Annotated in this window: 17 protein-coding genes; 8 read left to right on the top strand and 9 right to left on the bottom strand. The window is 61.6% G+C overall.

The window, feature by feature from the left end; genetic code table 11:
• Nucleotides 1–56: 56 nt before the first annotated feature.
• The 3 genes from prfB to ACN0YJ_RS11835 form a co-directional block, all read right to left on the bottom strand.
• A protein-coding gene (gene prfB / locus ACN0YJ_RS11845; protein ID WP_417475867.1) for a peptide chain release factor 2 occupies nt 57–1,185 on the bottom strand; the annotation gives its coding sequence in 2 pieces (ribosomal slippage) (nt 57–1,115 and nt 1,117–1,185; 1,128 coding nt in all).
• Between the two features lie 99 nt (nt 1,186–1,284).
• Nucleotides 1,285–3,777: a penicillin-binding protein 1A gene (locus ACN0YJ_RS11840; RefSeq protein WP_417496311.1), complete on the bottom strand. Its 2,493-nt coding sequence runs from the start codon at nt 3,775–3,777 to the stop codon at nt 1,285–1,287.
• A gap of 93 nt (nt 3,778–3,870) precedes the next feature.
• Complete coding sequence (locus ACN0YJ_RS11835) at nt 3,871–4,998, bottom strand: N-acetylmuramoyl-L-alanine amidase (protein ID WP_417475863.1); 1,128 nt, start codon at nt 4,996–4,998, stop codon at nt 3,871–3,873.
• Nucleotides 4,999–5,568: 570 nt separating this feature from the next.
• Here ACN0YJ_RS11835 and ACN0YJ_RS11830 point away from each other — a divergent pair.
• From ACN0YJ_RS11830 to ACN0YJ_RS11805, 6 genes are all read left to right on the top strand, one after another.
• Entirely contained in the window at nt 5,569–8,343 is a 2,775-nt protein-coding gene (locus ACN0YJ_RS11830; RefSeq protein ID WP_417489882.1) for an Rne/Rng family ribonuclease, read from the top strand.
• A gap of 115 nt (nt 8,344–8,458) precedes the next feature.
• Nucleotides 8,459–9,820 (top strand): M48 family metalloprotease, encoded by a 1,362-nt coding sequence (locus ACN0YJ_RS11825; protein ID WP_417496310.1) that lies wholly within the window; start codon nt 8,459–8,461, stop codon nt 9,818–9,820.
• A 3-nt stretch (nt 9,821–9,823) separates the two neighbouring features.
• Nucleotides 9,824–11,005, top strand: a complete 1,182-nt coding sequence (locus ACN0YJ_RS11820; RefSeq protein ID WP_417496309.1) for a GNAT family N-acetyltransferase — start codon at nt 9,824–9,826, stop codon at nt 11,003–11,005.
• A 287-nt stretch (nt 11,006–11,292) separates the two neighbouring features.
• Complete coding sequence (locus ACN0YJ_RS11815) at nt 11,293–11,499, top strand: hypothetical protein (protein ID WP_417489879.1); 207 nt, start codon at nt 11,293–11,295, stop codon at nt 11,497–11,499.
• A 62-nt stretch (nt 11,500–11,561) separates the two neighbouring features.
• Entirely contained in the window at nt 11,562–11,993 is a 432-nt protein-coding gene (locus ACN0YJ_RS11810) for an HIT family protein (RefSeq protein WP_417489878.1), read from the top strand.
• A gap of 82 nt (nt 11,994–12,075) precedes the next feature.
• Entirely contained in the window at nt 12,076–12,294 is a 219-nt protein-coding gene (locus tag ACN0YJ_RS11805) for a hypothetical protein (RefSeq protein WP_417496308.1), read from the top strand.
• A 33-nt stretch (nt 12,295–12,327) separates the two neighbouring features.
• Here ACN0YJ_RS11805 and recQ read toward each other — a convergent pair whose 3' ends face one another.
• The 6 genes from recQ to ACN0YJ_RS11775 form a co-directional block, all read right to left on the bottom strand.
• Complete coding sequence (recQ, locus tag ACN0YJ_RS11800; RefSeq protein WP_417496307.1) at nt 12,328–14,130, bottom strand: DNA helicase RecQ; 1,803 nt, start codon at nt 14,128–14,130, stop codon at nt 12,328–12,330.
• A gap of 67 nt (nt 14,131–14,197) precedes the next feature.
• Complete coding sequence (locus tag ACN0YJ_RS11795; RefSeq protein ID WP_417489875.1) at nt 14,198–14,473, bottom strand: type II toxin-antitoxin system RelE/ParE family toxin; 276 nt, start codon at nt 14,471–14,473, stop codon at nt 14,198–14,200.
• Nucleotides 14,470–14,754: a CopG family ribbon-helix-helix protein gene (locus tag ACN0YJ_RS11790; RefSeq protein ID WP_417489874.1), complete on the bottom strand. Its 285-nt coding sequence runs from the start codon at nt 14,752–14,754 to the stop codon at nt 14,470–14,472. Before ACN0YJ_RS11790 ends, ACN0YJ_RS11795 begins: the two co-directional genes overlap by 4 nt.
• A 676-nt stretch (nt 14,755–15,430) precedes the next feature.
• The gene (clpA, locus tag ACN0YJ_RS11785; RefSeq protein ID WP_417489873.1) at nt 15,431–17,743 is read right to left on the bottom strand and encodes an ATP-dependent Clp protease ATP-binding subunit ClpA; all 2,313 of its coding nucleotides are present in this window, start codon (nt 17,741–17,743) and stop codon (nt 15,431–15,433) included.
• Between the two features lie 4 nt (nt 17,744–17,747).
• Nucleotides 17,748–18,077 carry an ATP-dependent Clp protease adapter ClpS gene (clpS, locus tag ACN0YJ_RS11780; protein WP_417475842.1) on the bottom strand — a complete coding sequence of 110 codons (330 nt, stop codon included), beginning with the start codon at nt 18,075–18,077 and terminating at the stop codon, nt 17,748–17,750.
• A gap of 217 nt (nt 18,078–18,294) precedes the next feature.
• Nucleotides 18,295–19,038, bottom strand: a complete 744-nt coding sequence (locus ACN0YJ_RS11775; protein WP_417496306.1) for a phasin family protein — start codon at nt 19,036–19,038, stop codon at nt 18,295–18,297.
• 165 nt (nt 19,039–19,203) lie between these two features.
• On the opposite strand from ACN0YJ_RS11775, the gene ACN0YJ_RS11770 reads away from it, so the two are divergent.
• Both ACN0YJ_RS11770 and topA read left to right on the top strand, forming a co-directional pair.
• The gene (locus ACN0YJ_RS11770) at nt 19,204–20,496 is read left to right on the top strand and encodes a D-alanyl-D-alanine carboxypeptidase (protein WP_417496305.1); all 1,293 of its coding nucleotides are present in this window, start codon (nt 19,204–19,206) and stop codon (nt 20,494–20,496) included.
• A 119-nt stretch (nt 20,497–20,615) separates the two neighbouring features.
• A complete protein-coding gene (gene topA / locus ACN0YJ_RS11765) occupies nt 20,616–23,318 on the top strand; it encodes a type I DNA topoisomerase (protein WP_417496304.1) in 2,703 nt (900 codons plus the stop codon).
• Nucleotides 23,319–23,322: the final 4 nt, after the last annotated feature.

Here is a 23,322-nt window from a genome sequence, read left to right as displayed (position 1 = left end):
CGCCGGCGTTTTCATGTCCGGAGCTGGGCGCTCAGGCGTTCTGAGCCTGCTCGAAATCAGGACTCAGCATCCTCACCACCGACGCGGGCAGCCAGGGCCGCAGCCATGAAGTCATCAAGATCACCATCCAGCACCCCGCCTGTATCAGACGTTTCAACGCCGGTGCGCAGGTCTTTCACCATCTGATAGGGCTGCAGTACGTAGGAGCGGATCTGATGCCCCCAACCAATTTCGCTCTTGCTGTCGGCCAGCGCCTGGGCGGCGGCCTCGCGGCGCTGAAGCTCGATCTCGTAGACCCGGGCGCGCAGCATGTCCCAGGCCCGTGACCTGTTCTTGTGCTGGGAGCGGTCATTCTGGCACTGCACCACAACCGCTTTCTCTTCACCGGGCATGTCATAGGTCAGGCGTACGGCTGAATCCGTCTTGTTGATGTGCTGACCACCGGCGCCCGAAGCGCGATACGTGTCGGTGCGCACCTTGGATTCGTCGATATCGACTTCGATCGCATCGTCGATCTGCGGATAGACACCGACAGAGGAGAAACTGGTGTGACGGCGAGCACTGGAATCAAAGGGTGATATCCGGACCAGACGGTGGACACCGGCCTCCGTCTTCAGCCAGCCATAGGCATTTTCGCCCTTCACCAGCATGGTCGTAGACTTCAGGCCCGCTTCTTCGCCGGCCTGCTCTTCCATGATCTCGACTTTGTAATCATGCGCATTGGCCCAGCGCGCATACATGCGCGCCAGCATCGCGGCCCAGTCCTGACTTTCTGTACCGCCGGCACCGGAATGGATCTCGACGAAGGCGTCATTGCCATCGGCCTCACCGGAGAGCAGCGTCTCGAGCTGCGCGCGGCGCATGCGCTCGGCAAGCTGGTTGAGGCTGCCAACGGCCTCCTCGACCATCTCGGCATCGTCTTCCATCTCGGCCAGTTCGATCATTTCGACGCTGTCGGAGAGCTCCTGCTCGGCCTCGATCACCGTGTTGATCGCGCCCTCCAGGCGGGTGCGTTCACGCATTAATTCCTGCGCCTTGGCTGGATTGTTCCAGAAGTCAGGATGCTCGGATCGGGCGTTGAGTTCGTCTAGTCTTTTCTGGGCTGTATCCCAGTCAAAGACGCCTCCTCAGCAGGCCTACGGCCTGCTGGATTTCGTCGGACAGGTTCTGGATATCTGCGCGCATCGGGCAAAGGCCTTCCTGGATCAAGCGGATCAGTGTTTGAGATAGAGGGCGAGGAGCGGTCCGACAAGCCGGACTATGCAGACCGCGGCCTGCGGGCGGCTAGTAGAGACCGCCCAGATCCTCTTCCTCGTCATCTTCACCGGTTCCGTCTTCGGCTTCAGCAGCAAGCTGCGAAAGCGGGTCCTCGCTGACCGAATTGCGCGCAAAGCTCAATCCGCTTTCATCCTCGCGTGATTGCCGGGACGGCTCTGTGCCAGGCCGGAAGGCTTCCAGGATCACGCCCGATTGCCCGAGGATACCCGGCTCGCCTGTCGTGCGATCAATCGGCACAAGACGCACACCTGGCGGCACCCGGAACGGCGCGACCGGGTAGTTTTCAAGGGCGTCAGCGAGGAAATCGCGCACGATGGGCGCCGCGACGCGGCCACCGGCCTCTCCCGAGCCCAGCTGGTAGGGCGTGTCGAAGCCGATATAGGCACCGACAACGATGTCAGGACCGAAACCGACAAACCAGGCATCGCGGAAATCATTCGTGGTGCCGGTTTTGCCACCAAGCGGCCGGCCCAGCGACCGCAGGGCGGTGCCGGTCCCGCGCGCAACAGCGCCTTCGAGCATGTGCACGACCTGATAGGCGGTCACAGGGCTAACGACTTCGACACCCGTTTCAGGGAAGACCGGCTCGGCCAGGCCCGGTTGCCAGTCTGGCGTATCACAGGTTTCACAATCGAGCTGTTCATGGGCAAAAATCGTTGCCCCGAAACGGTCCTGCACCCGGTCCAGAAGGGTCGGTTCGACCCGGCGGCCGCCATTAACCAGGGTCGAATATGCGGACACCAACCGGTAGAGCGTCGTCTCCCCGGAGCCCAGCGCCATCGCCAGCACCGGCTCAAGCTCGTCATAAATGCCGAAACGGACACCGTAATCGACGATCGGATCCATGCCCATTTCCTGGGCAAGCCGGACCGTCATGACATTCCGGGACAATTCGAGGCCGAGCCGCAAGGTCGACATGCCGTAATACCGTTCAGAGTAGTTCTGCGGCATGTAGAACCGTTCTTCCGGACCGCCCGAGGCGACAAATGGCGCGTCGAGAATCAGGCTGGCAGGCGTGTATCCACTGTCCAGCGCGGCCGCATAAACGAAAGGCTTGAAGGACGAGCCCGGCTGCCGGCGCGCCTGGGTGGCGCGATTGAACTGGCTCATCTGGAAGCTATAGCCGCCGACCATCGCCAGGACCCGGCCCGTATGCGGGTCCATGGCAAGAATACCGCCATTGATCGCGGGAACCTGGCGCAGGCCATAATCGCCTTCAGTCTCGGGCAAGGCCTCGACAATGATCACATCACCGGCGCTCAGCACGGCACTGGCGCGGCTGATCGACGGCCCGACCTCGCCATCGCCGAGTGACTGGCGCGCCCAACTCAGTTCGGACAAGGCAATACGCCCGTCTTCGCCATTGAGCAGACCGATACGGGCCTCACGATCGCCGCTCTCCAATACGAGGGCCGGGATCCAGCCATCATTCATGTCCCGCGGAATATCAACAGCGGCAAGGCGCTCGGCCCACCCCTCACCAAGCTCGATCTGGGCCAGCGCGCCATGATAGCCATGGCGCCGGTCATAGACTTCCAGCCCGTTGCGCAGCGCCCGGCGGGCCGCCAGTTGCAGGGTGGTATCGAGCGTGGTCCGGATCGACAGGCCGCCATTATAGAGCTCGTCATCGCCATACATGGAGAAGACTTCGCGCCGGACATTCTCGACGAAATACTCGGCGGCGGTATAGGTCGCTCCAGACAGGCGGTCGACGGTCGTCATTGGCCGGGCTGCGGCTTCACTGGCCTCATCTTCGGAGATATAGCCATTGGCCGCCATGCGCGAGAGCACCCAATTGCGCCGGTTGACGGCGGCTTCAGGGTGGCGTTCGGGATGGAAAAGCGCCGGTCCATTGACGACGGCGGCGAGGTAGGCGGTTTCCTCGATCGACAATTCGTCGATTGATTTGCCGAAATAATTCAGGGCGGCGGCGGCGATCCCGTAGGAGCGGCGGCCGAAATAGATCTCATTGAGATAAAGTTCGAGAATCTGGTCCTTGGTGAAAGCACGCTCGATCCGGCGCGTCAGCACCATCTCCTGGACCTTGCGCTCAAGGCGCTGCTCGCTGGAGAGGAGGAAGTTCTTGGCGACCTGCTGGGTAATTGTCGAGGCGCCCTCGAGGTTTTCGCCGCGCATGACATGACCGACATTCGCCAGCATTGCGCGCAAGATCCCGCGGAAATCGAGGCCGCCATGGTCGTAAAAACTCTTGTCCTCGGCCGATATGAAGGCGTGGACGACATTTTGCGGAATATTGTCGATCGGCACGAACACCCGGTGCTCGCGGGCATATTCAGCGATCAGCGCCCCGTCGCCAGCATGGACCCGGCTCATGATCGCCGGCTCATACTCCGCCAATTGCTGATAATCGGGCAGGTCATCGGTGACCCGAACGACATAGATCGCCACAGCAATGAAGCCGACAACAGCCAGAACAACCGCAGCAATCCCGCCCCACAGGGCGGCACGCATGACATTACGCAAAGTGAAAATTTTCATGACGCCCTCTGGACCCCCGCCCCAACAGTCCGACTGCAAGACCACGACACCGCGGCGGCATTATGGCCACCCAGCGCCGAGGCACAAACCGATTTAGCGGGCTGGCAGCTCCCGTGACGGGTTTTCCTGCAGTGGACCGAGGTCCCCGCGCTGCTCAAAATAGGCATCAATCCCGTTGAGGACCGCGGCCATCTGGCGGCGGCGCGCGGTCGCCGACGTCAGGTTGCTCTCATCATTGCGATTGGTCATGAAGCCCATTTCGAGCAAGACAGCCGGCACCCGCGAGTCGAGTAGAACGAAAAGATTGGCCTGACGATGCGGATTTTGCAGCAAGGGGCCCGCCGCGCCGAGATGCTCCAGCAAGACCTCCGCGAAGGCCGTGGACTGATTGCGCTTTTCGCGCAGTTCCAGCTCCACCAGAATATTATTGACGTCGACCTGGTCTGTCGGTCCCTGCCCCTGGTGCGCCCGCTGACGCGCACGGTTCTCGGCCCGGTCATTGAGCGTATAGACGGCCGTACCGTGAACCGAACTGTCGGCTGATGAATCGGCATGGATAGACAGGAAGAGGTCGGCCCGTTGTTCGACCATTACGCCAACGCGGTTTTCCCAGGACGGATAAACATCGCGGTCGCGGGTCATGTACACGTCATAGCGGCCGGTCGCCTCCAGCTGGCGCCGCAGCTCGCGCGCGGCTTCCAGGGCAACATCGCTTTCGCGTGTTCCGCTAGGGCTCAGCGATCCGGGATCACGACCGCCATGGCCGGCATCGATCACCAGGACACGGCGTGCCCGCGATGGCGGCGGCGTATAGACCGCCTCGACGCGCTCGGCGATCAGGGATTCGAGTTCACCGGTGCGGATAAATCCCGATGTCGCGGCAAAATTGCGCGGATTGGCCGGAGCCAGATCAATCACAAGGCGATAATTATCCCCGGCGCTCGACGGATCCAGCACGAATTGAGACGCGATTACGGCGGGGCCGTCGAGTTCGAACACGACACGCGAACTGTTGGCAGAGTTATTGAAGAAGCGAAAATTACCGACAAGGCCGGCACCAAGCCCCTCACCGGTATCGAGCCCGCGCACGGCCCAGGCCGAGGCCGGCATGTCCACGACCAGGCGGTCGGGTGGACCCTCGAGCGTGAAGGCCCGGAAATTGGCCGAATCGGAGATTTCAATCACGACCCGGGTACGCTCATCTTCGACACCAAACCGCACTTCGCGGACCTGTTGATCCGCAAATGCGCCCGCGCTGACGAGCAGACTAGCGAGTATTGCCCAAATAAGCCGTTGAACTTGCATCACCACACCATCGCACATACCGTGATTCTGTACACGGCTTTTGATGCACCCTAACCGGCGGAGCTTGACGTTTCGTTGATGAAACCGTGCAATCCCCGCTTTATTTTGCCACCGTCACAAAGGCTTTCCATAGCCAACCGAATGTTGCATGCTCAAAAGGCCTTGGCAGATGATCGACTCCAAATGGAGTTGCGATACTTTGCCAGGCGCGAAGAGGCTGCGTCCGATCCGGACGTGCCGACACGCTCTTCTTTAGCTGCGGGACAGATCTCTGATTACCCGCGGCCCCGACCGCCGCGCCCTCGCCCGCATGGATTTCCATGGCCCGGGCGCGTTTTTGAAAACAGCCGACACGTGAGGCTAGCCTGATGCTTATATCTTCGCTGCCAGGCCACAGCTCACCCATCGCGCCCCCGCCGCTCCTGATTTCTGCGCCCTTCCTTCCGGAAGCCCGCAATCAGGATGTGCGCGCAGGAGACACCTTTTATGTCAAAGAAAATGTTGATCGATGCAGGTCACCCGGAAGAGACCCGCGTCGTAGTCGTCGACGGAACCAAGGTTGAGGATTTCGATTTTGAGTCTGCGGCCCGCCGGCCGATTCGCGGCAATATCTATCTCGCGAAAGTTACGCGGGTAGAGCCCTCTCTGCAGGCGGCCTTCGTTGAATATGGCGGCAATCGCCATGGCTTTCTCGCCTTCAACGAAATTCATCCCGATTATTATCAGATCCCCTACGAAGATCGCGCGGCCCTCGCTGCCGAGGAAGCCAGCGCCGTTGATTCTGATTCCGACGATGAGGCGGAAGCGGCCAGCGAAGCACCGGTCGTCGAAACCGACGAGTCCGGCGAGCCGATCGAAGCTGCCGAAAGCTTCGGTGATGACAGCGATGATGATGAGGACGAGATCGCTGAAGAAAAAGCGGCCCGGCGCAGCCGGCAGCTTTACCGCAAGTACAAGATCCAGGAAGTCGTCAAGCGGCGCCAGATACTGCTGGTCCAGGTCGCCAAGGAAGAGCGCGGCAATAAGGGCGCGGCCCTGACAACCTATCTCTCCCTGGCCGGCCGCTATTGCGTGCTGATGCCCAACACCCCGCGCGGTGGCGGCATTTCCCGCAAGATTGCCAATGTCACCGACCGCAAGCGCCTGAAATCCGTCGTCAGCGAACTGGACCTGCCCAAGGGCATTGGCCTGATCATTCGCACCGCCGGGGCTTCGCGCACAAAGATCGAAATCCGCCGTGATGCCGATTACCTGCTGCGCCTGTGGGAGAATATCCGCGAGCTGACGCTGAAATCGGTCGCTCCGGCGCTGATCTATGAGGAAGGCAATCTCGTCAAACGCGCGATTCGCGACCTCTATGACAAGGATATCGACGGCGTGCTGGTCGAGGGCGAGGCCGCCTACAAGGAAGCCAAGGCCTTCATGCGCATGCTGATGCCGAGCCATGCCAAAAAGGTTCAGCACTATAACGAAATCGTGCCGCTCTTCCTGCAGCACCAGGTCGAAACCCAGCTCGAAGCGATCTATTCGCCAATCGCACCGCTGAAATCGGGTGGCTATATCGTCATCAACCCGACCGAAGCGCTGGTCTCGATCGACGTCAATTCCGGACGCTCGACCCGCGAACGCAATATCGAGACGACCGCCGTCAAGACCAATATCGAGGCCGCCCATGAAGCCGCGCGCCAGATGCGCCTGCGCGACCTGGCCGGTCTGATCGTGATCGACTTCATCGATATGGATGAGTCGAAGAATGTCCGGGCCGTCGAGAAGGTGATGAAGGACGCGCTGAAACGCGACCGGGCCCGTCTGCAAATGGGCCGAATTTCCCAATTCGGTCTGATGGAGATTTCCCGTCAGCGCCGCCGTACCAGCCTGATCGAGGGCTCAACCGAGACCTGCCCTCACTGTAAGGGAAGCGGCTATATCCGTTCGGTCGAATCGAGCGCACTGGTCGCTCTGCGCGGACTGGAAAAGGAAGGCATGCGCGGCCGCGCCAAGCGGATCCGCATCTCGCTGCCGACCTCGATTGCCATCTATATGCTCAATGAGAAACGCGATCACCTCCTGGCGATCGAAGAGCGTTTCCAGATGAATATCTCCGTTGCATCCGATGATGAAATCATCGCGCCGGAATTCGTCATTGAAGCCATTGAGCTACGGGCACCGGGCGAGGAATTTGTAATTCCGCGCCAGGCCGTGGTCGCTGACGCCGACGATCTCGCCGACCAGCTCGTCATGGACGAAGAGGACGACGAAGTTGAGAGCGTTGAAAGCGAACCCCGGGAACGGAACCGTTCACGCTCCCGCGGCGCGCGTGACGCCGCGTCCGCCGATGGCACCGATGCGGGCGATAGTGCAACCGGAGAGGACGGCACGCGTCGCCGCCGCCGCCGTCGCCGTCGCAAGGGCTCTTCTGACGAGGGGGCTTCCGACGCTGGCGCCAACGCCGAAACAACCGAGACCACCTCAGACGAGGATGCTGCTGAGTCCGAGACGGGCGAGCAGACACCGGGAACGGCTGCAGCCGAGGATGGTGACGCACCGCGCCGCCGCCGTCGCCGCGGCCGTCGGGGCGGGCGTTCGCGTCGTCGTACAGAAGGACAGGGCAGCGAAGATCAGAGCGCTGACGATCAGGGCGTAAATCCGCCTGCCGAAGAGGAGCCGGCCGCTGCCGCCCCTGTCACGGCCGGTGCTGATGACGCAGCCCCTGCACCAGAGACGACGGACACTGCGAGCACTGAAAAACCGGTGCGCAAGCGCGCACCACGCCGTCGCAAGACTGCAGATGCCGAGACGGCACCCGCGAGTGTTGAGGCATCGGAAGCGTCCGTAAAAGAAACTGTCGCTACGCCGGCGGACGACGCTGCGGCCACGGATGAGGCGCCCAAGCGCCGCACCCGGCGCCCTCGCAAGACCGCCGAGACTGCCGCGCCTGAAGCTGACGCCGCCGCTGCACCGGCCGAAGCCGAAAAACCAAAACCCAAACCTCGCACCCGCCGCAAAAAGGCCGAAGTCGAGGCCGAGGCTGCGGTGATGACGCCGCAGACCGAGGCTACACCTGCCGCGACGGAAAAACCGGCGCCAAAGCGTAAACGTACCACGGTGGCCAAGCCGGCAGCCAAAGCGGCCACCAAGCCAGAGACCGCCGCCGAGCCGGCAGCGGATGCTCCGGCCGATACCGCCGAGGCCCAGCCCGCCAAACCCGTCAAACCCGTCAAGCGCGGATGGTGGAACCGGACAGGCCTATTCGGCAAGTAAGATGACCGGCGGGCCGGGCGGATTGATCGCCCGCCCCCCGCCCGGCCATATCATTGAGTTCTGTACGTGGAGCGTGCAGGGTTTTGCGAAGCGGGGGCTTGGGAGTGGAAGCTGAATGCGACCTCTGAAATCCATCGTCACAGCCTGCCTGGCATCTGTAGCCCTGCTCGCGCCGGTTTCGGCTCAATCGCTGATCCGCGATACCGAAATCGAGCACACATTGCGCGAGTACGCCGATCCCCTGCTCGATGCGGCGGGTTTGACCCCGTCCAATGTGCACCTCTACATCATCGCCGATCCGTCGATTAATGCCTTCGTGACGGGCGGTCAGAACATTTTTCTGCACACCGGCATCATTATCGAAGCCGAGACCCCCAATCAGCTCAAGGGCGTGATCGCCCACGAAACCGGCCATATCGCTGGCGCTCACCTGGCGCGGGTCGGCGATGGCCTCGGCGCCGCACAGGTTCCAATGTTTATCTCGCTCGGACTCGGCCTGTTGGCTGCCTTCGCTGGCGAGGGTGGCGCGGCCGGCGCGCTGATGGCCTCAAGCCAGCAATTCGGCGCTCTCTCCTTCATGACCTATAGCCGCGCCCAGGAAGCCTCCGCTGACCAGGCCGCCTTGCAATATCTGGAGACCAGCGGCCAATCATCGGAGGGCCTGGTCGAGTTCTTCGAGCGTTTCCGCTATCAGGAAGTGATGTCGGATGCGCGCCGCTTTCCCTATTTCCGCTCTCACCCGCTCTCATCGGAACGCATCTCCATTCTGCGCAATAATGCCGATGCCGCCGACCATGTGAATGTCGATGACACGCCAGAGGAGATCGCAAATTTGCGACGGCTGCAGGGCAAGATTTACGGCTTCCTGACCGAGCCGGAATTCGTCCTTTACCGTTATCCGCGCACGGATCAGAGCCTGCCCGCCCGCTATGCCCGTGCCGTCGCCTATTTCCGCGTGGCCCGTCTGGACGAAGCCCGCCTGGAGATTGAGAGCCTGATCGCCGAAGAGCCCGATAATCCCTATTTTCAGGAGCTCTACGGGCAAATGTTGTTCGAGACCGGAAATATCCGGGAATCCATCCCCTACCATGCGCGTTCCGTCGAGCTTGAGCCGACCGCGCCGCTGCTTCGGCTGAATTTGGCGATTTCACAGATTGCCACCGACGATGACAGCTTGCTCGAGGAGGCCGAAGGCCATCTTCAGGTCGCGCTTGATATCGAGCCCGACAATGCCTTCGCCTGGTACCAACTCTCCATAGTGCATCAACGCAATGGCGATACGGCACTGGCCCAGCTGGCCGTTGCGGAGCAGGCCTTCTCGGTTGGGGATGCCGGCCGGGCCATGATGTTTGCCGGGCGCGCGCGGACTTCGCTCGACCAGGGCACACCAGCGTGGGTCCGCGCCACGGAGATCGAGACGATCAGCGCGCCCCTCGCCGCAGAACAACGCCGCCAGCGGCGCATCCACCTGCACTGAGCAATGGGCACGAACGAACCGGCCAATGAGGCGCACCCCACGGCATCGCTGACCCTGGCGGCTATAGAGCGCCTGGCAGAAATCGCGCCGGATGACTGGAACGGCATCGCCAACCCAAATGGCGCTGAATACGATCCCTTTCTGAGCTGGAATTTCCTGCAAGCGCTTGAGGAAAGCGGCTGCGTGGGCGGCGAAACCGGCTGGGCGCCGCACCATCTTCTCGCGCGTGATGCGACCGGTGCGCTCAAGGGCGCCCTGCCCCTCTATCTCAAATTCCACAGCCAGGGCGAATATGTCTTCGACCATGGTTGGGCCGAGAGTTTTGAACGGGCTGGCGGGCGCTATTACCCCAAACTCCTGACCGCCATTCCCTTCTCGCCGGTGACCGGACGCAGGATCCTCGCAACCGACCTGGCGGTTCGCGGCGCGTTGGTGAGCGGCGTGATCGAAGCTGTGCGCCAATGGGGCGTGTCGAGTTGGCATGTGAACTTCCCGACGCCCGACGACTGGTCGGAACTGGGCAATGCTGGCCTGCTGCAGCGCATCGATCGGCAGTTCATCTGGTCCAATCGCGGCTATACCAGCTATGACGACTTTCTCGGCGCGCTCTCATCGCGCAAGCGCAAGGCGCTCCGCAAGGAACGGGCCTCGGCCCAGGCCGGGCTGGAGATCGAGCATCTGACAGGTGCCGATCTCAAGCCGGAGCATTGGGACGTCTTCTTCGCCTGCTATCAGGATACCGGCGCGCGCAAATGGGGCCGCCCCTACCTCAATCGCGAATTCTTCGAGCTGATCCACCAACGCATGGCTGACGAAGTCCTGCTCGTGCTGGCGAAGAAGGACGGCTGCTACATCGCCGCTGCGCTCAACTTCATTGGCTCCAATGCCCTGTATGGCCGCTATTGGGGCCTTCTGGAGGATCATCCCTACCTGCATTTCGAGCTCTGCTATCACCAGGCCATCGATGTCGCGATCAAGCTTGGCCTCGACCGTGTCGAAGCCGGCGCCCAGGGCGAGCACAAGCTGGCGCGCGGCTATCGTGCGCAACCGGTTTATTCGGCTCACTGGATCGCCCATGAGGGGTTCAGGCACGCTGTCGGCGAGTATCTCGAACGCGAACGCCCGGCCGTGCTGGCCGATATCGCTTCGCTGGATGCGGAAAGCCCGTTCAAGGCTTCAGATTGATGACAGAATCGACCCGACCTCTGCCCTCGCCCTGGCTTGGGCACGCTCTTGTCGCAACCAGCGCCCTGCAAGCCGCTGGCATACCGGCGCAAATCGCGGACTACCACATACTTCACATCTATCCACACCTTGAATTTGGCTATTGCCGCGCCCGGATACTCATACCTCCGGCGTGCATCGCAACCGCGCACGCTGTGCTCTCAGCCGCCCAGATAGCCGAAGTCGGGCCGCTTTATCCCTGTCCGAAATGCGCGGGTGAAACCCGCCGGCGCAAGCGTATATTGGCGATGACCGCGATCACCATTTTGGGGAGCTTCTTTCCCTTCTATCGGCGAGCGCGGCGCTGTGGTGCCTGCCATCTGAATATCGAGGCGCCGCCCCGCATGGCCTTTACCGCGGAGGAACTGGGCTATGATCCCGAGCCCCGCTGGCCGACCCTCTGGGCGACGCTCATGGAAGTTCGCGCCCGGATGCGCCGGAGACGTTATGAGTGATGCTGAACCGAACAGGCACCCGGCGAATGAGATGCTGGATTGCCCCACAATGGAGACACGCCATGAGCCCGACCGGCACCTATGATCCCGACAATATCTTCGCCAAGATCCTGCGCGGCGAGATGCCCTGCGTGAAAGTTTATGAGGATGACAGCGTCCTCTCCTTTATGGATATTTTCCCGCAGGCGCCCGGCCATGTGCTCGTCGTGCCCAAGGAAGCGGCCTGCAATGCGCTGGAGATGAGCGATGACGCCCTCGCAGCGGCAATGCTGCGGGTCAAGAAGATCGGCAATGCGGTCAAGGCCGCGCTGGCGCCAGACGGCATCATGATCGCGCAGCTCAATGGCGCTCCGGCCGGGCAAACCGTCTTCCATGTCCATTTCCACATCATCCCGCGCAGCGAAGGCGCCCAGCTCGCCATGCATGCCGGCGGCAAGGCCGATATGGATGAGCTCACCGCCCAGGCCAGAAAGATCGCCTCGTTTCTCGATTGAGACAGGCGGCCCTTTGCACCAAGGTGTGGGACTTGCCGCGCCCGGCTCCGGGCAATTTGACGGCTAAGTTGAGGAGATGACCGTGCTGAACTTCATCGCAGACATCATGAAGCCCGCTCTGACGATCGCGGTGACGGTCATCCTGATCCTGGTCGCGGCCTCTGTCTTCTCGCCGGAATTCAATATCTGGATCCAGGATCACCTGCCGATCTGGCAAAGCCTGGACGGGATGATCGAAGCTATCCGGGAATGGCTGGGGATCGCCCGCGAGGAAAGGCCATGGTGGCAATTCTGGGGTTGAGACTGCTGGCACTAAACGTCAGACGGTGACGCCTCACGCCTGTTCGCGGATCACCGCCAGGAAAGCCTCGCCCAGATCGGCCAGCTTCTTCGGTCCGACGCCATTGACCGCCGCCAATTGTTCGAAGTTTTGGGGTCGCAAATGGCACATATCGATCAGGGTGGCGTCGGAGAAAATCACGTAGGCCGGGACATTGCGCTCCGCCGCAAGATCGCGGCGCAAACCCTTGAGCGCAGACAGCAATCCGGCATCCACATCCGCTTCGGCGGCCATGCTGGCAGCACTGCGCCGCGGCTTCTTCTCGCCCTTGCCCGGCACGATTTCGCGTAGCTCGAATGTCTCGCGTCCGCGCAGCACGGCATTGCCGCGTTCGGTCAGTTTGAGAGCGCCATACTGGTCGATATCGACCTTGAGATAGCCGCCCGCCACCGCCTGTCGGATCAAGCCCTGCCAGAAGGGTTTCGGGCGGTCCTTGCCGACGCCGTAAGTGGGGAGCGCATCATGCCCCCGGGCCCTGACCTTGTCGGTATCGCCGCCTCGCAATACGTCAATGACATGGCCTCCGCCGAATGATTGGCCGGTGCGCAAAATGGCTGAAAACAACATTTGCGCCTCGCGTGTGCCGTCGAGCAGTTTGGGGGGATCGAGGCAGATATCGCAATTACCGCAGGGCTTTGAGCCTGGCTCACCGAAATAGGACAGGAGCGTGATACGGCGGCACTGGGTTGCCTCGCAATAGGCCAGCAACGCATCGAGGCGCTGGTGCTCGCGGCGCTTGTGGGCATCATCCTCGCCATCGCTGTCGATAAAGCGCCGCCGCAAACTGGCATCCCCGAGGCCGTAGAGCATCATCGCATCGGCGGGCGCACCATCGCGGCCAGCCCGGCCGATCTCCTGGTAATAGGCCTCCATGGAGCCGGGCATGTTGAGGTGGAAGACATAGCGGATATCGGGCTTGTCGATCCCCATCCCGAACGCGATCGTCGCCACCATGATCACGGCCTCTTCGGCCATGAAGGCTTCCTGATTCTCGCGCCGTTGCTCCGGCGACATGCCGGCATGATAGGACAGCGCCCGATAGCCCTCCGCCTGGAGCATTGCGGCGACCTCTTCGGTCAGCTTGCGCGACAGGCAATACACAATGCCGGACTGGGTCCGACGTTCGGCGAGAAAGCCGAGCAATTGCGGCTTCCACTGGGTTTTAGGCGTCACGCCGAGGGTCAGATTGGGCCGGTCAAAGCCGCGCACCACCGTATCGCCCTCACCACCAAACAGTTTTTCGGCGATATCGGTGCGGGTGGCGCTGTCGGCGGTGGCCGTGAAGGCCGCGAGTGTCGCTTCAGGGAAATGGTGTTTGAGCTGGGAGAGTTGCTCATATTCGGGCCGGAAGCTGGCGCCCCATTTGGAAATGCAATGCGCTTCATCGACCACGAACAGGCCCGGATTCACCGGTTTGAGTGCGTCGAGCATGCGCCCCGTCATCAGCCGCTCCGGCGAGAGGTAGAGCAGTTTTGCCTCGCCGGACTGGAAAGCCCGCCAGGCGGCGACATTCTGTTCGCGATCACGCCCGGAATGGATCGCCGCCGCCGTCACCCCATTGGCCGCCAGCCCGGCAATCTGGTCATCCATCAAGGCGACAAGCGGCGAGATGATGATCGAGGGCCGCTCCAGCATCAGCGCCGGAACCTGATAACACAGCGACTTGCCCGCCCCGGTCGGCATCACGCACAGCGTATGTGTCCCCGCCAGCAAGCGCTCGACGATAGGCAACTGGCCCGGCCGGAATTCGGGGAATCCGAATACGGATTTGAGGATGGATTGCGGGGATTGGGTCATGGGATGAGGGATTTCCGGAAGGTTGGTCAGGCGCGCGGACACTATCCTGTGTGGTTATTGGCGGCCATCACCGCACTTCCCTCGAATGCAGCACGCGCAGAATGATGATGCGGTCTTTCGTCAATTCATAGCGCAGTTGATACCAGCCGATCAGGAGGCGCCGCACGTCACGTCCACCAAATCCATCGAGCCGGGTGCCGATCCTCGGCAGCGCTCGAAGCCGGGCTTCGCTCCCGACAATTTCCCGTACAGCCTCGCCCGCGGCGCGCAAATTTACCGGCGCCAGAAACTGGTGAAGGCGTTCCAAATCTGCCAATGCCAAATTCGACCAAACCAGCCTCACGGCTTCGGCAGTGGCAGCGGCAATGGCAGCGGCGCATCCGTCCCAAGACCTTTGGCCCAGGCTTCAACCCGGACGTGATCGACGAGCTGGCCGGCATCCGCTGCAGCGAGCCCCTCACGGGTCATTCGATCCCACTCATCCTCCTGGCTGATCCAGTCGGTCAGAGCCTGTTTGACGATCCATCCCTTGGAGCGCTCCTGGCGTTGGGCGTATTCGTCAAGGCGCTTGGCGAGGTCTTCCGGAAGATGCGCCGTAACGACACGGGTGGGCTTTTCGGGCATGGATATCTCGGTGATTAGCTTTCAATCAGATTGATTGTAAGCGCCACGACGCGCTTCTCCAAACGAAAACGGCGCCCCAAACGGCGCGCCGCCACGTCCGCCATCGCAGCGTAATCACGGAATAAATGGGTGCCTGTCACCATTTATTTCTGTCACCCCTTAATTCGGGATTTTGCGTTTTCCGCGGCAAACACCCTGCCGGTCTGCCACTCTGTCATTAGGGGGCTACAGCCCTGTATGCACAGGCCCGGACGCCATGACAGGGCGGAGGGCAGGGACTGCCACTCTGCCATTGCAGACCCGGCCTTGCGCCAGGGTCATGCCGGCCGCCGGCGGCATTCCGGCGCGGCGCGGGCGCGTGTGTGAGGATCAATCGACGATGTCAAAGAGCGATACGGCCAGGATTATAACCCCGCGCCGCCGGGGGCGGACAAGTTGGACCGGGGGAGACGCACACGCTGCCATGAAACGGGACCCTGTCCCGGCGGTGGCGTATTGAGATGAGGAGGCTGCGCCTCCAGCAAGAACCTCATGGCGGGATGTCACCCGGCCGGGTCCAGCGATCCGCGTCGGCATGGGGGCACCACGTGACCACCAGCGCTTGCGCCTTCCGCACCGAAAAACGGCGCCCCATCGGAGCGCCGCTTCTCTATTCCGTTGCGCGAAAGTCCGAAGCCTAGACTTCGACCTTCTTGCCCTTCTTCCCGGCTTTCGCACTGCGTGGCAGCAAGCGGTCACCCGGGGTGATATGGAAGTCGAGCCGGCTATCATCGGCCGGGTCTGTGTCGACCTTCACCAGCCCACCCTTGGCGAGTTCACCGAACAGGATCTCGTCGGCCAACGGCTTCTTGATATGCTCCTGAATGACGCGGCCCAACGGGCGCGCACCGAAACGGCTGTCATAGCCGCGCTCGGCGAGCCAGGCGGTGGCATCCGGGGTCAGTTCGAAAGTCACGCCGCGATCGGTGAGCTGGGCTTCCAGCTGCAGCACGAATTTCTCGACGACACGGCTGATCGATTCCGGCCCGAGCGGCGCGAAGGGAATGACCGCGTCCAGACGGTTGCGGAATTCCGGCGTGAACAGGCGTTCCACGGCCTTGTCGGCCTCGTCATCCTTCTTGCCGCGCCCGAATCCGATCGCTTCCTTGGCAGCATCGGCGGCACCCGCATTCGTCGTCATCACCAGGATGACATTGCGGAAATCGACCTTCTTGCCATTGCTGTCGGTCAGCATGCCATTGTCCATGACCTGCAACAGGATATTGAACAGGTCCGGATGGGCTTTCTCGATTTCGTCGAGCAGCAGTACGCAATGCGGATGCTGGTCAACGCCATCGGTGAGCAGACCACCCTGGTCGAAACCGACATAGCCCGGAGGCGCACCAATCAGGCGCGATACGGCATGGCGCTCCATATATTCCGACATGTCAAAGCGCAGCAGCTCCACGCCGAGGATATCGGCCAGTTGTTTGGTCACTTCTGTCTTGCCGACGCCGGTCGGCCCCGAGAAGAGGTAGGAGCCAATCGGCTTGTTCGGCTCGCGCAGGCCGGCACGGGAGAGCTTGATCGCGGTCGAAAGACGGTCGATCGCATCCTGCTGGCCGAACACGACCCGGCCCAGATCGGTGGGCAGGCTCTTGAGCGCCTGGGTATCGTCCTTGGAGACGGATTTCGGTGGGATGCGGGCCATGGTCGCAACCACGCCTTCGACTTCCTTGACGCCAATCGTCTTCTTGCGCTTCGAGACCGGCATCAGGCGCATTTGCGCCCCGGCTTCGTCGATGACGTCGATCGCCTTGTCGGGCAATTTGCGGTCGCCCATATAACGCGATGACAGCTCAACTGCAGTCTTCAAAGCTTCATTGGTGAAGCGGACATCATGGAAGTCCTCGAAATAGGATTTCAGCCCCTGAAGGATCTTGATCGTGTCCGGCACGGATGGCTCGGCCACGTCGATCTTCTGGAAACGGCGAGCCAGGGCCCGGTCCTTCTCGAAATGCTGACGGTATTCCTTATAGGTGGTCGACCCCATGCAGCGCAGACCACCCTGAAGGGCCGGCTTGAGCAGGTTTGACGCATCCATCGCGCCGCCCGAAGTCGCTCCGGCACCGATCACGGTGTGGATCTCGTCAATGAAAAGAACCGAATCTTCGCTCTCTTCCAATTCCTTGACGACTTGTTTGATGCGCTCCTCGAAATCGCCGCGATAGCGGGTTCCCGCCAGCAGCGAGCCCATATCAAGCGAGTAGATGGTCGCATTGGCGAGAACGTCGGGAACTTCATTCTCGACGATCTTGCGGGCAATACCCTCGGCGATGGCCGTCTTGCCAACACCGGGATCACCGACCAGAAGCGGATTATTCTTGCGGCGGCGCGCGAGCACCTGGATGCAGCGCTCGACCTCGGCATCTCGGCCGATCAATGGATCGACCTTGCCGGCTTTCGCCTTCTCATTGAGATTGACGCAATACGCGGTCAGCGCATCGCCGTCCTTGCGCTTTTCCTCCGGCTCCTCGACGCCGCGGACGACTTTCTGCTCGGTGGCGCCCGGCTTGCGGCCGATACCATGTGAGATGAAATTCACCGCGTCGTAGCGCGTCATATCGCGCTCGGCGAGGAAATAGGCGGCATGACTTTCGCGTTCGGCGAACAGGGCGACCAGGACATTCGCCCCGGTGACTTCCTCACGTCCGGCGTTTTGGACATGGATCACGGCGCGCTGGATGACGCGCTGGAAACCGGCAGTCGGCTTGGCGTCTTCCTCATCGTCGACCACCAGCTCGGTGAGCTCGCTATCGACGTATTCGACCAGGGTGGAGCGCAGCTCGTCGAGATCGACGTCGCAGGCCTTCATCACCGCATTGGCATCGCCGTCATCCACCAAGGACAATAGCAAATGCTCCAGTGTCGCAAATTCATGACCGCGCTCATTGGCATAACCGAGGGCACGGTGAAGGCTGTCTTCCAGATCGGCTGAGAAAGAGGGCACCACGCTATTCCTTTTCCATCGTGCACTGGAGCGGATGTTGAGCCCGTCGTGCGGCGTCCATGACCTGGGCTACCTTTGTTTCGGCAACCTCATATGTGTATACGCCACACATTCCGACACCATTCTGGTGCACGTGCAGCATGATCGTCGCTGCTTCATCAGGGGTTTTGCGAAAGATCCGAACCAGAACCTCTACGACAAACTCCATTGGCGTATAGTCATCATTGAGTAGCAGAACACGGTAAAGCGAAGGTTTCTTGGTCGCCGGCCGCGTCTTCAGAGCGAGGCCATGCTCCTCCTCATCCCCTGCATCATCTTGTTTTCGTTCGGTCATATTAAAATCATATTCGAAAGACAGTCAGGGTTATTTCGGGGCAAGGATAGGCCTTGTGCCAGCCCGAGGGAAGAGTTTGCCCTCAGCAATCCGGCGCTTGAGTGTGTCCGCGATTCTCGCTTCAACCCAATGGATCTGGGTAGGCGAACCGCAAAAAGAAAGGGCCCGGTGCAGAACACCGGGCCCAGGCGGGGAGAAAATTGTCAGTCTGCGGCGATTAGCGCTGCGACTGAGCCAGCTCGGCAACGGCGGCGAAACGGGTGTTCAGCGGCTTCGCGCCATCCTTGACCAGGCCCGAGAAAAGCTCGGTGGTCTTGTTGAGCTCGGCGAGGTAGCTGCCCATCGCCGACTGGGCGTAGTTGGACTGGATCTCGAAGATTTCCTGCAGGGATTTGGCCGACGACAGCGCCTTCGTGGCGGCAACGCCTTCTTCCATCGCGGTCTTGGCGTAGGCAGCGGCATTGGAGCCGGCCGCCTCAAGACCTTTGCCGGTGACGGTCGCGGAAGCGATGACAGCTTCGACAGTGTCCTTGTGGAAAGCGGTCGCTTCATTGACAGCGCTCAGCGTCTTTTCGACGCCTTCCTTGAAGCTGTCATTGGTCGCGGCGGTCATGGATTCGATCGTGTTGTTCATGAGCTTGCTCGTTTTTGTCTGGGCCTTCGCAGCGGGCTTGCTGGTGGCCGGTTTCTGTTTGACGGACGCAGCGGACTTGCCGGCGGCCGGTTTTGGCGATTTCGCGGCAGCAGACTTGCTGACGACGGTTTTCTTTTTAGCGGCCTGCGCCTTGGCAGCAGGCTTGGTGCGCGCCGCTGGCTTGGTGGCCAGGGGCTTCGCAGGAGCCGCAGTTTTTTCGACGGCAGCCGGCTTCGCGGCTTTCGGCGCGGCTGCAACAATCACCGGCGCTTTCGCTTCAGAAGCGATTGCTGAGGTCCGGGTGATTTTCGTGTTCGTGTCGGTCATGGTTCACTTCTTGATTTGCTGCATTGGCTCTTCGCAGTCGCAACATATCTAATCCCCTGCCCCGCTGGCGTCAAGGCGTTTATTGTGCAGTGCACCATATTTCTTTCGGGCGAGGTCGGAAAGCCCTTAACCGAGTGGAAACTCTGCGCGAAGGACACTGGACGAATGATCTCGCACCCCCTCCGCCTCGCCGCAGGCTTATTGCTGGTCCTGAGCCTGATGGCCTCACTTTCGCCTGCCAGGGCGGACACCTCGCGCTATGCAGCTTTTGTCGTCGACCAGAATACCGGGGTTGTGCTGCACTCACGCCAGTCGGAAGCCACGCGCTACCCCGCCTCGCTGACCAAGATGATGACGCTCTATATGCTGTTCGAGGCGATGGAAGCCGGCGAGATCGGCCTGAACGACCCGATCCGCATCTCGGCTCGCGCCGCCAACGCCCCGCCCTCACGTCTCGACTTGCCCATCGGCTCGACAATCTCGGCCGAGGACGCGATCCGGGCGCTGGTCGTCCGCAGTGCCAATGATGTTGCCGTCGCTGTCGGTGAACGGCTCGGCGGCACTGAAAGCGGCTTTGCCGCGGCGATGACAACACGGGCACACGAGCTGGGCCTTCCCGGCACCACCTTCCGCAATGCGTCCGGCCTGCCCGATAGCCGCCAGGTGACCACGGCGCGCGACATGGCGCGGCTCGCCATCGCCCTGCAGCGCGACTTTCCGCAGTATTTCCAGTATTTCGACGAAACTCGCTTTGTCTGGGATGGCCGCACCTACCGCAATCACAACACACTGGTCGGCCGTGTCGAAGGCGTTGACGGCTTGAAGACGGGCTATATCCGCGCTTCCGGCTTCAACGTTGTCGTCTCCGCCGAGCGCGGCGAGCACCGGCTGATCGCCGTTATCATGGGGGGACCGACGGCTGCATCACGCGACGCCCACGCGGAGGAATTGCTCGAAGCCGCTTTCTCCACGCTGGAACAACGCGATGACCGCCTTCTGTTTGCCGCCCTCTCCTCGCCCCGCATCAATCCGATCCGCCAGCAAGCTCTGATCGCGATGGATGTCGCCGCCCTCGGCCTTGCGGATCCTGTGGAAATGGGATCGACGCAGGCGGCGCCGCCACTTCGCATCGTGCTGGCCGACGAAAGTTCGCAACTGGCTGATGCACGCCCCGCAACGCGCAGCGCGCCAGACGAGCCCTCTCTGTTGCGCGGGGCCTGGTCGGTCCAGGTCGGGGCTTATAACTCGGCGGCTGCCGCTCGCGAGCGGCTTGATCGCGTCACACCCTCTTCCGCCATTCTCAGCCTGGCCCAACCGGCGGCGCGGGCTGTCGATGTCGGTGGCAATCGGCTGTGGCGCGCCCGTTTCGAATCGTTGACCGCGGACGAAGCCGCGCATGCCTGTGCCGAACTTGGCGCCCGCAATGAGCCTTGCTACACAGTGGCTCCCGGACGATAGATGCGTCGTGTTTTCAGGCCAAAAGCCGCCTGTCTGTTGACTTAGCCTGCCCGCTCGCACACTTTCCGGCGCCTTGACCGTAGCCTGGTCCTCCTCATCCCGCCCCGGAAATGAACCCGATGAATGTTGTCGTCGTAGAATCCCCTGCCAAAGCCAAGACCATCAATAAATATCTTGGTCCTGACTTCGTCGTGCTGGCCAGTTTCGGCCATGTGCGCGACCTTCCGGCCAAGGATGGCTCGGTCAAACCGGACGAAGATTTCGCGATGATGTGGGAGGTCGACCCGGCCTCGGCCAAACGCGTCAAGGCGATCGCCGATGCGCTCAAGGACTCCGACCGTCTGATCCTCGCCACTGACCCGGATCGCGAAGGCGAAGCGATTTCCTGGCACTTGCTCGAAGCGCTGACCAAGCGCCGCGTCCTGAAGGATGTGAAGATCGAGCGCGTGGCCTTCAACGCGATCACCAAACAGGCCGTGCTCGATGCGATGAAGCATCCGCGCGCGGTCGACATGGAATTGGTGAACGCCTATCTGGCCCGCCGCGCGCTGGACTATCTGGTCGGCTTCACACTCTCCCCGGTGCTGTGGCGCAAATTGCCCGGCTCGCGTTCGGCTGGCCGGGTGCAGTCGGTCTCGCTGCGCCTGATCTGTGACCGCGAACTGGAAATCGAGAAATTCCGCTCCGAGGAATACTGGTCGGTCGATGCCGACATCGCGTCGGGCAGCGACAGCTTCCGGGCCCGCCTCGTCACCCATGACGGGAAGAAATTGCAGAAGATGTCGCTCAAGGACCGCGCCATGGCCAATGCGGCCGTCGCAGCGATTGATGCGGCCAGCTTCACCATCAGCGCCGTCGAAGCCAAGCCGACGCGGCGCAATCCTCCACCGCCCTTCACCACCTCGACCCTGCAGCAGGAAGCGGCACGCAAGCTCGGATTCTCGGCGACCCGCACCATGCAGACGGCGCAGAAACTCTATGAGGGCGTCAATCTGGGCGGCGAGACGACCGGTCTCATCACCTATATGCGGACCGACGGCGTCTCGATTGATGGAGCCGCAATCAATCAGGCCCGTGATGTGATCTCACGCGAGCATGGCGCGCTCTATGTGCCATCGGCGCCGCGCGTCTATACCACCAAGGCGAAGAATGCCCAGGAGGCGCACGAAGCCATCCGCCCGACAAGCTTCTCGCGCCTTCCGGAATCGCTCAGCCTTGATGGCGATATGGCGCGCCTCTACCAGCTGATCTGGCGCCGTGCCATGGCCAGCCAGATGGAAAGCGCGCGCTTCGAACGCACCACGGTCGACATTGACAGCGCCGACAAGAAGACTGCCCTGCGCGCCGTCGGTTCGGTCCTCTTGTTCGACGGCTTCCTTGCCCTCTATCAGGAAGGCACGGATGATGAGGAAGACGAGGCCGAAGCCCGTCTGCCGAAGGTTGTCGCCGGCCGTGATGTCGGTATCGCCAAGACCTATGCTGACCAGCACTTCACCCAGCCGCCGCCGCGCTTCACGGAAGCATCCCTGGTCAAGCGGATGGAAGAGCTCGGCATTGGCCGGCCTTCAACCTACGCCTCGACCCTGCAAGTCCTGTCGGCGCGTGACTATGTCCGCCTCGAGAAAAACCGTTTCTATCCCGAGGACAAGGGCCGGGTCGTCACAGCCTTCCTCGAAAACTTTTTCGCGCGCTATGTCGAATATGATTTCACCGCAGCGCTCGAAACCCAGCTGGACAAGGTCTCGGCCGGCGAGCTGGACTGGAAGCAATTGCTGCGTGACTTCTGGACCGATTTCCGCGCCGCCATCGACGATATCGGCGAGCTGCGCATCACCGCTGTACTGGATGCACTCAACGACGCCCTGGCGCCGCACATCTTCCCGGAAAAGGAAGACGGCAGCGATCCGCGCCTCTGTCCGTCCTGCAAGGAAGGGACGCTGAGCCTGCGGCTGGGCAAGTTCGGCGCTTTCCTGGGCTGCTCGAACCATCCCGATTGCAAGTTCACACGCCAGATGAGCCCGAATGATGAGGGTGCCGGCGATAGTGATCGCGAGCTCACGGTCGACCCGGTCACCGGTTCGATGATCATGCTCAAGAATGGCCGTTTCGGCTGGTATCTCGAAATCCCCGGTGAGGACGAAGATGCCAAGCCCAAGCGCGCTTCCATCCCCAAGGGCTGGGATCCACAGACGCTGAGCGATGAACAGGCGATCAAGCTGATCGCCCTGCCGCGCACCATCGGCCCCCACCCGGAAGATGGCGAGCTGATCACTTCGAATATCGGCCGATACGGTCCCTATGTTCATCATGGAAAGACCTATGCCAATATCCCCAATGTCGAGGACGTGTTCGATATCGGCCTCAACCGGGCTGTCGCCGTTTTGGCCGACAAGAAGGCCGGCGGCGGGCGTCAGAATTCAGCGACAACGCTGAAGGACCTCGGCGAGCATGATGGCAAACCATTGCGGATCATGAGCGGCCGTTTCGGTCCTTACGTGAAGTATGAGAAGATCAATGCCACCCTGCCCAAGGGAACCGATCCGGAAACGGTGACCGTCGAGCAGGCCATGGAATGGGTGGAAGCCCGCGCCGCCAAGGGCGCCAAGCCGAAGAAGAAACCGGCCGCCAAGAAAAAGGCGCCTGCGAAAAAGCCGGCGGCGAAAAAGAAGGCGCCAGCCAAGAAAAAGGCGCCGGCCAAGGCCGCCGCTGACGACGGGGTTGACGGCGCCGCCAAGAAAGCCCCGGCCAAAAAGGCCGCAACCAGAAAACCTGCCGCGAAAAAGCCGGCGGCGAAGAAACCAGCTGCCGGAAAGGCGGATTAATCGC

The sequence above is a fragment of the Maricaulis sp. genome (assembly GCF_048270095.1).
GTDB lineage: Bacteria > Pseudomonadota > Alphaproteobacteria > Caulobacterales > Maricaulaceae > Maricaulis.
This window is presented reverse-complemented; position numbering and strand designations above follow the sequence as displayed.

What these genes read in the sequence shown, in the direction of transcription:
- ACN0YJ_RS11840 (WP_417496311.1), bottom strand. Translation starts at nt 3,777, where the DNA reads ATGAAAATTTTCACTTTGCGTAATGTCATGCGTGCCGCCCTGTGGGGC.
- topA (WP_417496304.1), top strand. Translation starts at nt 20,616, where the DNA reads ATGAATGTTGTCGTCGTAGAATCCCCTGCCAAAGCCAAGACCATCAAT.
- ACN0YJ_RS11775 (WP_417496306.1), bottom strand. Translation starts at nt 19,038, where the DNA reads ATGACCGACACGAACACGAAAATCACCCGGACCTCAGCAATCGCTTCT.
- ACN0YJ_RS11770 (WP_417496305.1), top strand. Translation starts at nt 19,204, where the DNA reads ATGATCTCGCACCCCCTCCGCCTCGCCGCAGGCTTATTGCTGGTCCTG.
- ACN0YJ_RS11815 (WP_417489879.1), top strand. Translation starts at nt 11,293, where the DNA reads ATGACCGCGATCACCATTTTGGGGAGCTTCTTTCCCTTCTATCGGCGA.
- ACN0YJ_RS11810 (WP_417489878.1), top strand. Translation starts at nt 11,562, where the DNA reads ATGAGCCCGACCGGCACCTATGATCCCGACAATATCTTCGCCAAGATC.
- ACN0YJ_RS11830 (WP_417489882.1), top strand. Translation starts at nt 5,569, where the DNA reads ATGTCAAAGAAAATGTTGATCGATGCAGGTCACCCGGAAGAGACCCGC.
- ACN0YJ_RS11820 (WP_417496309.1), top strand. Translation starts at nt 9,824, where the DNA reads ATGGGCACGAACGAACCGGCCAATGAGGCGCACCCCACGGCATCGCTG.
- recQ (WP_417496307.1), bottom strand. Translation starts at nt 14,130, where the DNA reads ATGACCCAATCCCCGCAATCCATCCTCAAATCCGTATTCGGATTCCCC.
- clpS (WP_417475842.1), bottom strand. Translation starts at nt 18,077, where the DNA reads ATGACCGAACGAAAACAAGATGATGCAGGGGATGAGGAGGAGCATGGC.
- ACN0YJ_RS11790 (WP_417489874.1), bottom strand. Translation starts at nt 14,754, where the DNA reads ATGCCCGAAAAGCCCACCCGTGTCGTTACGGCGCATCTTCCGGAAGAC.
- ACN0YJ_RS11825 (WP_417496310.1), top strand. Translation starts at nt 8,459, where the DNA reads ATGCGACCTCTGAAATCCATCGTCACAGCCTGCCTGGCATCTGTAGCC.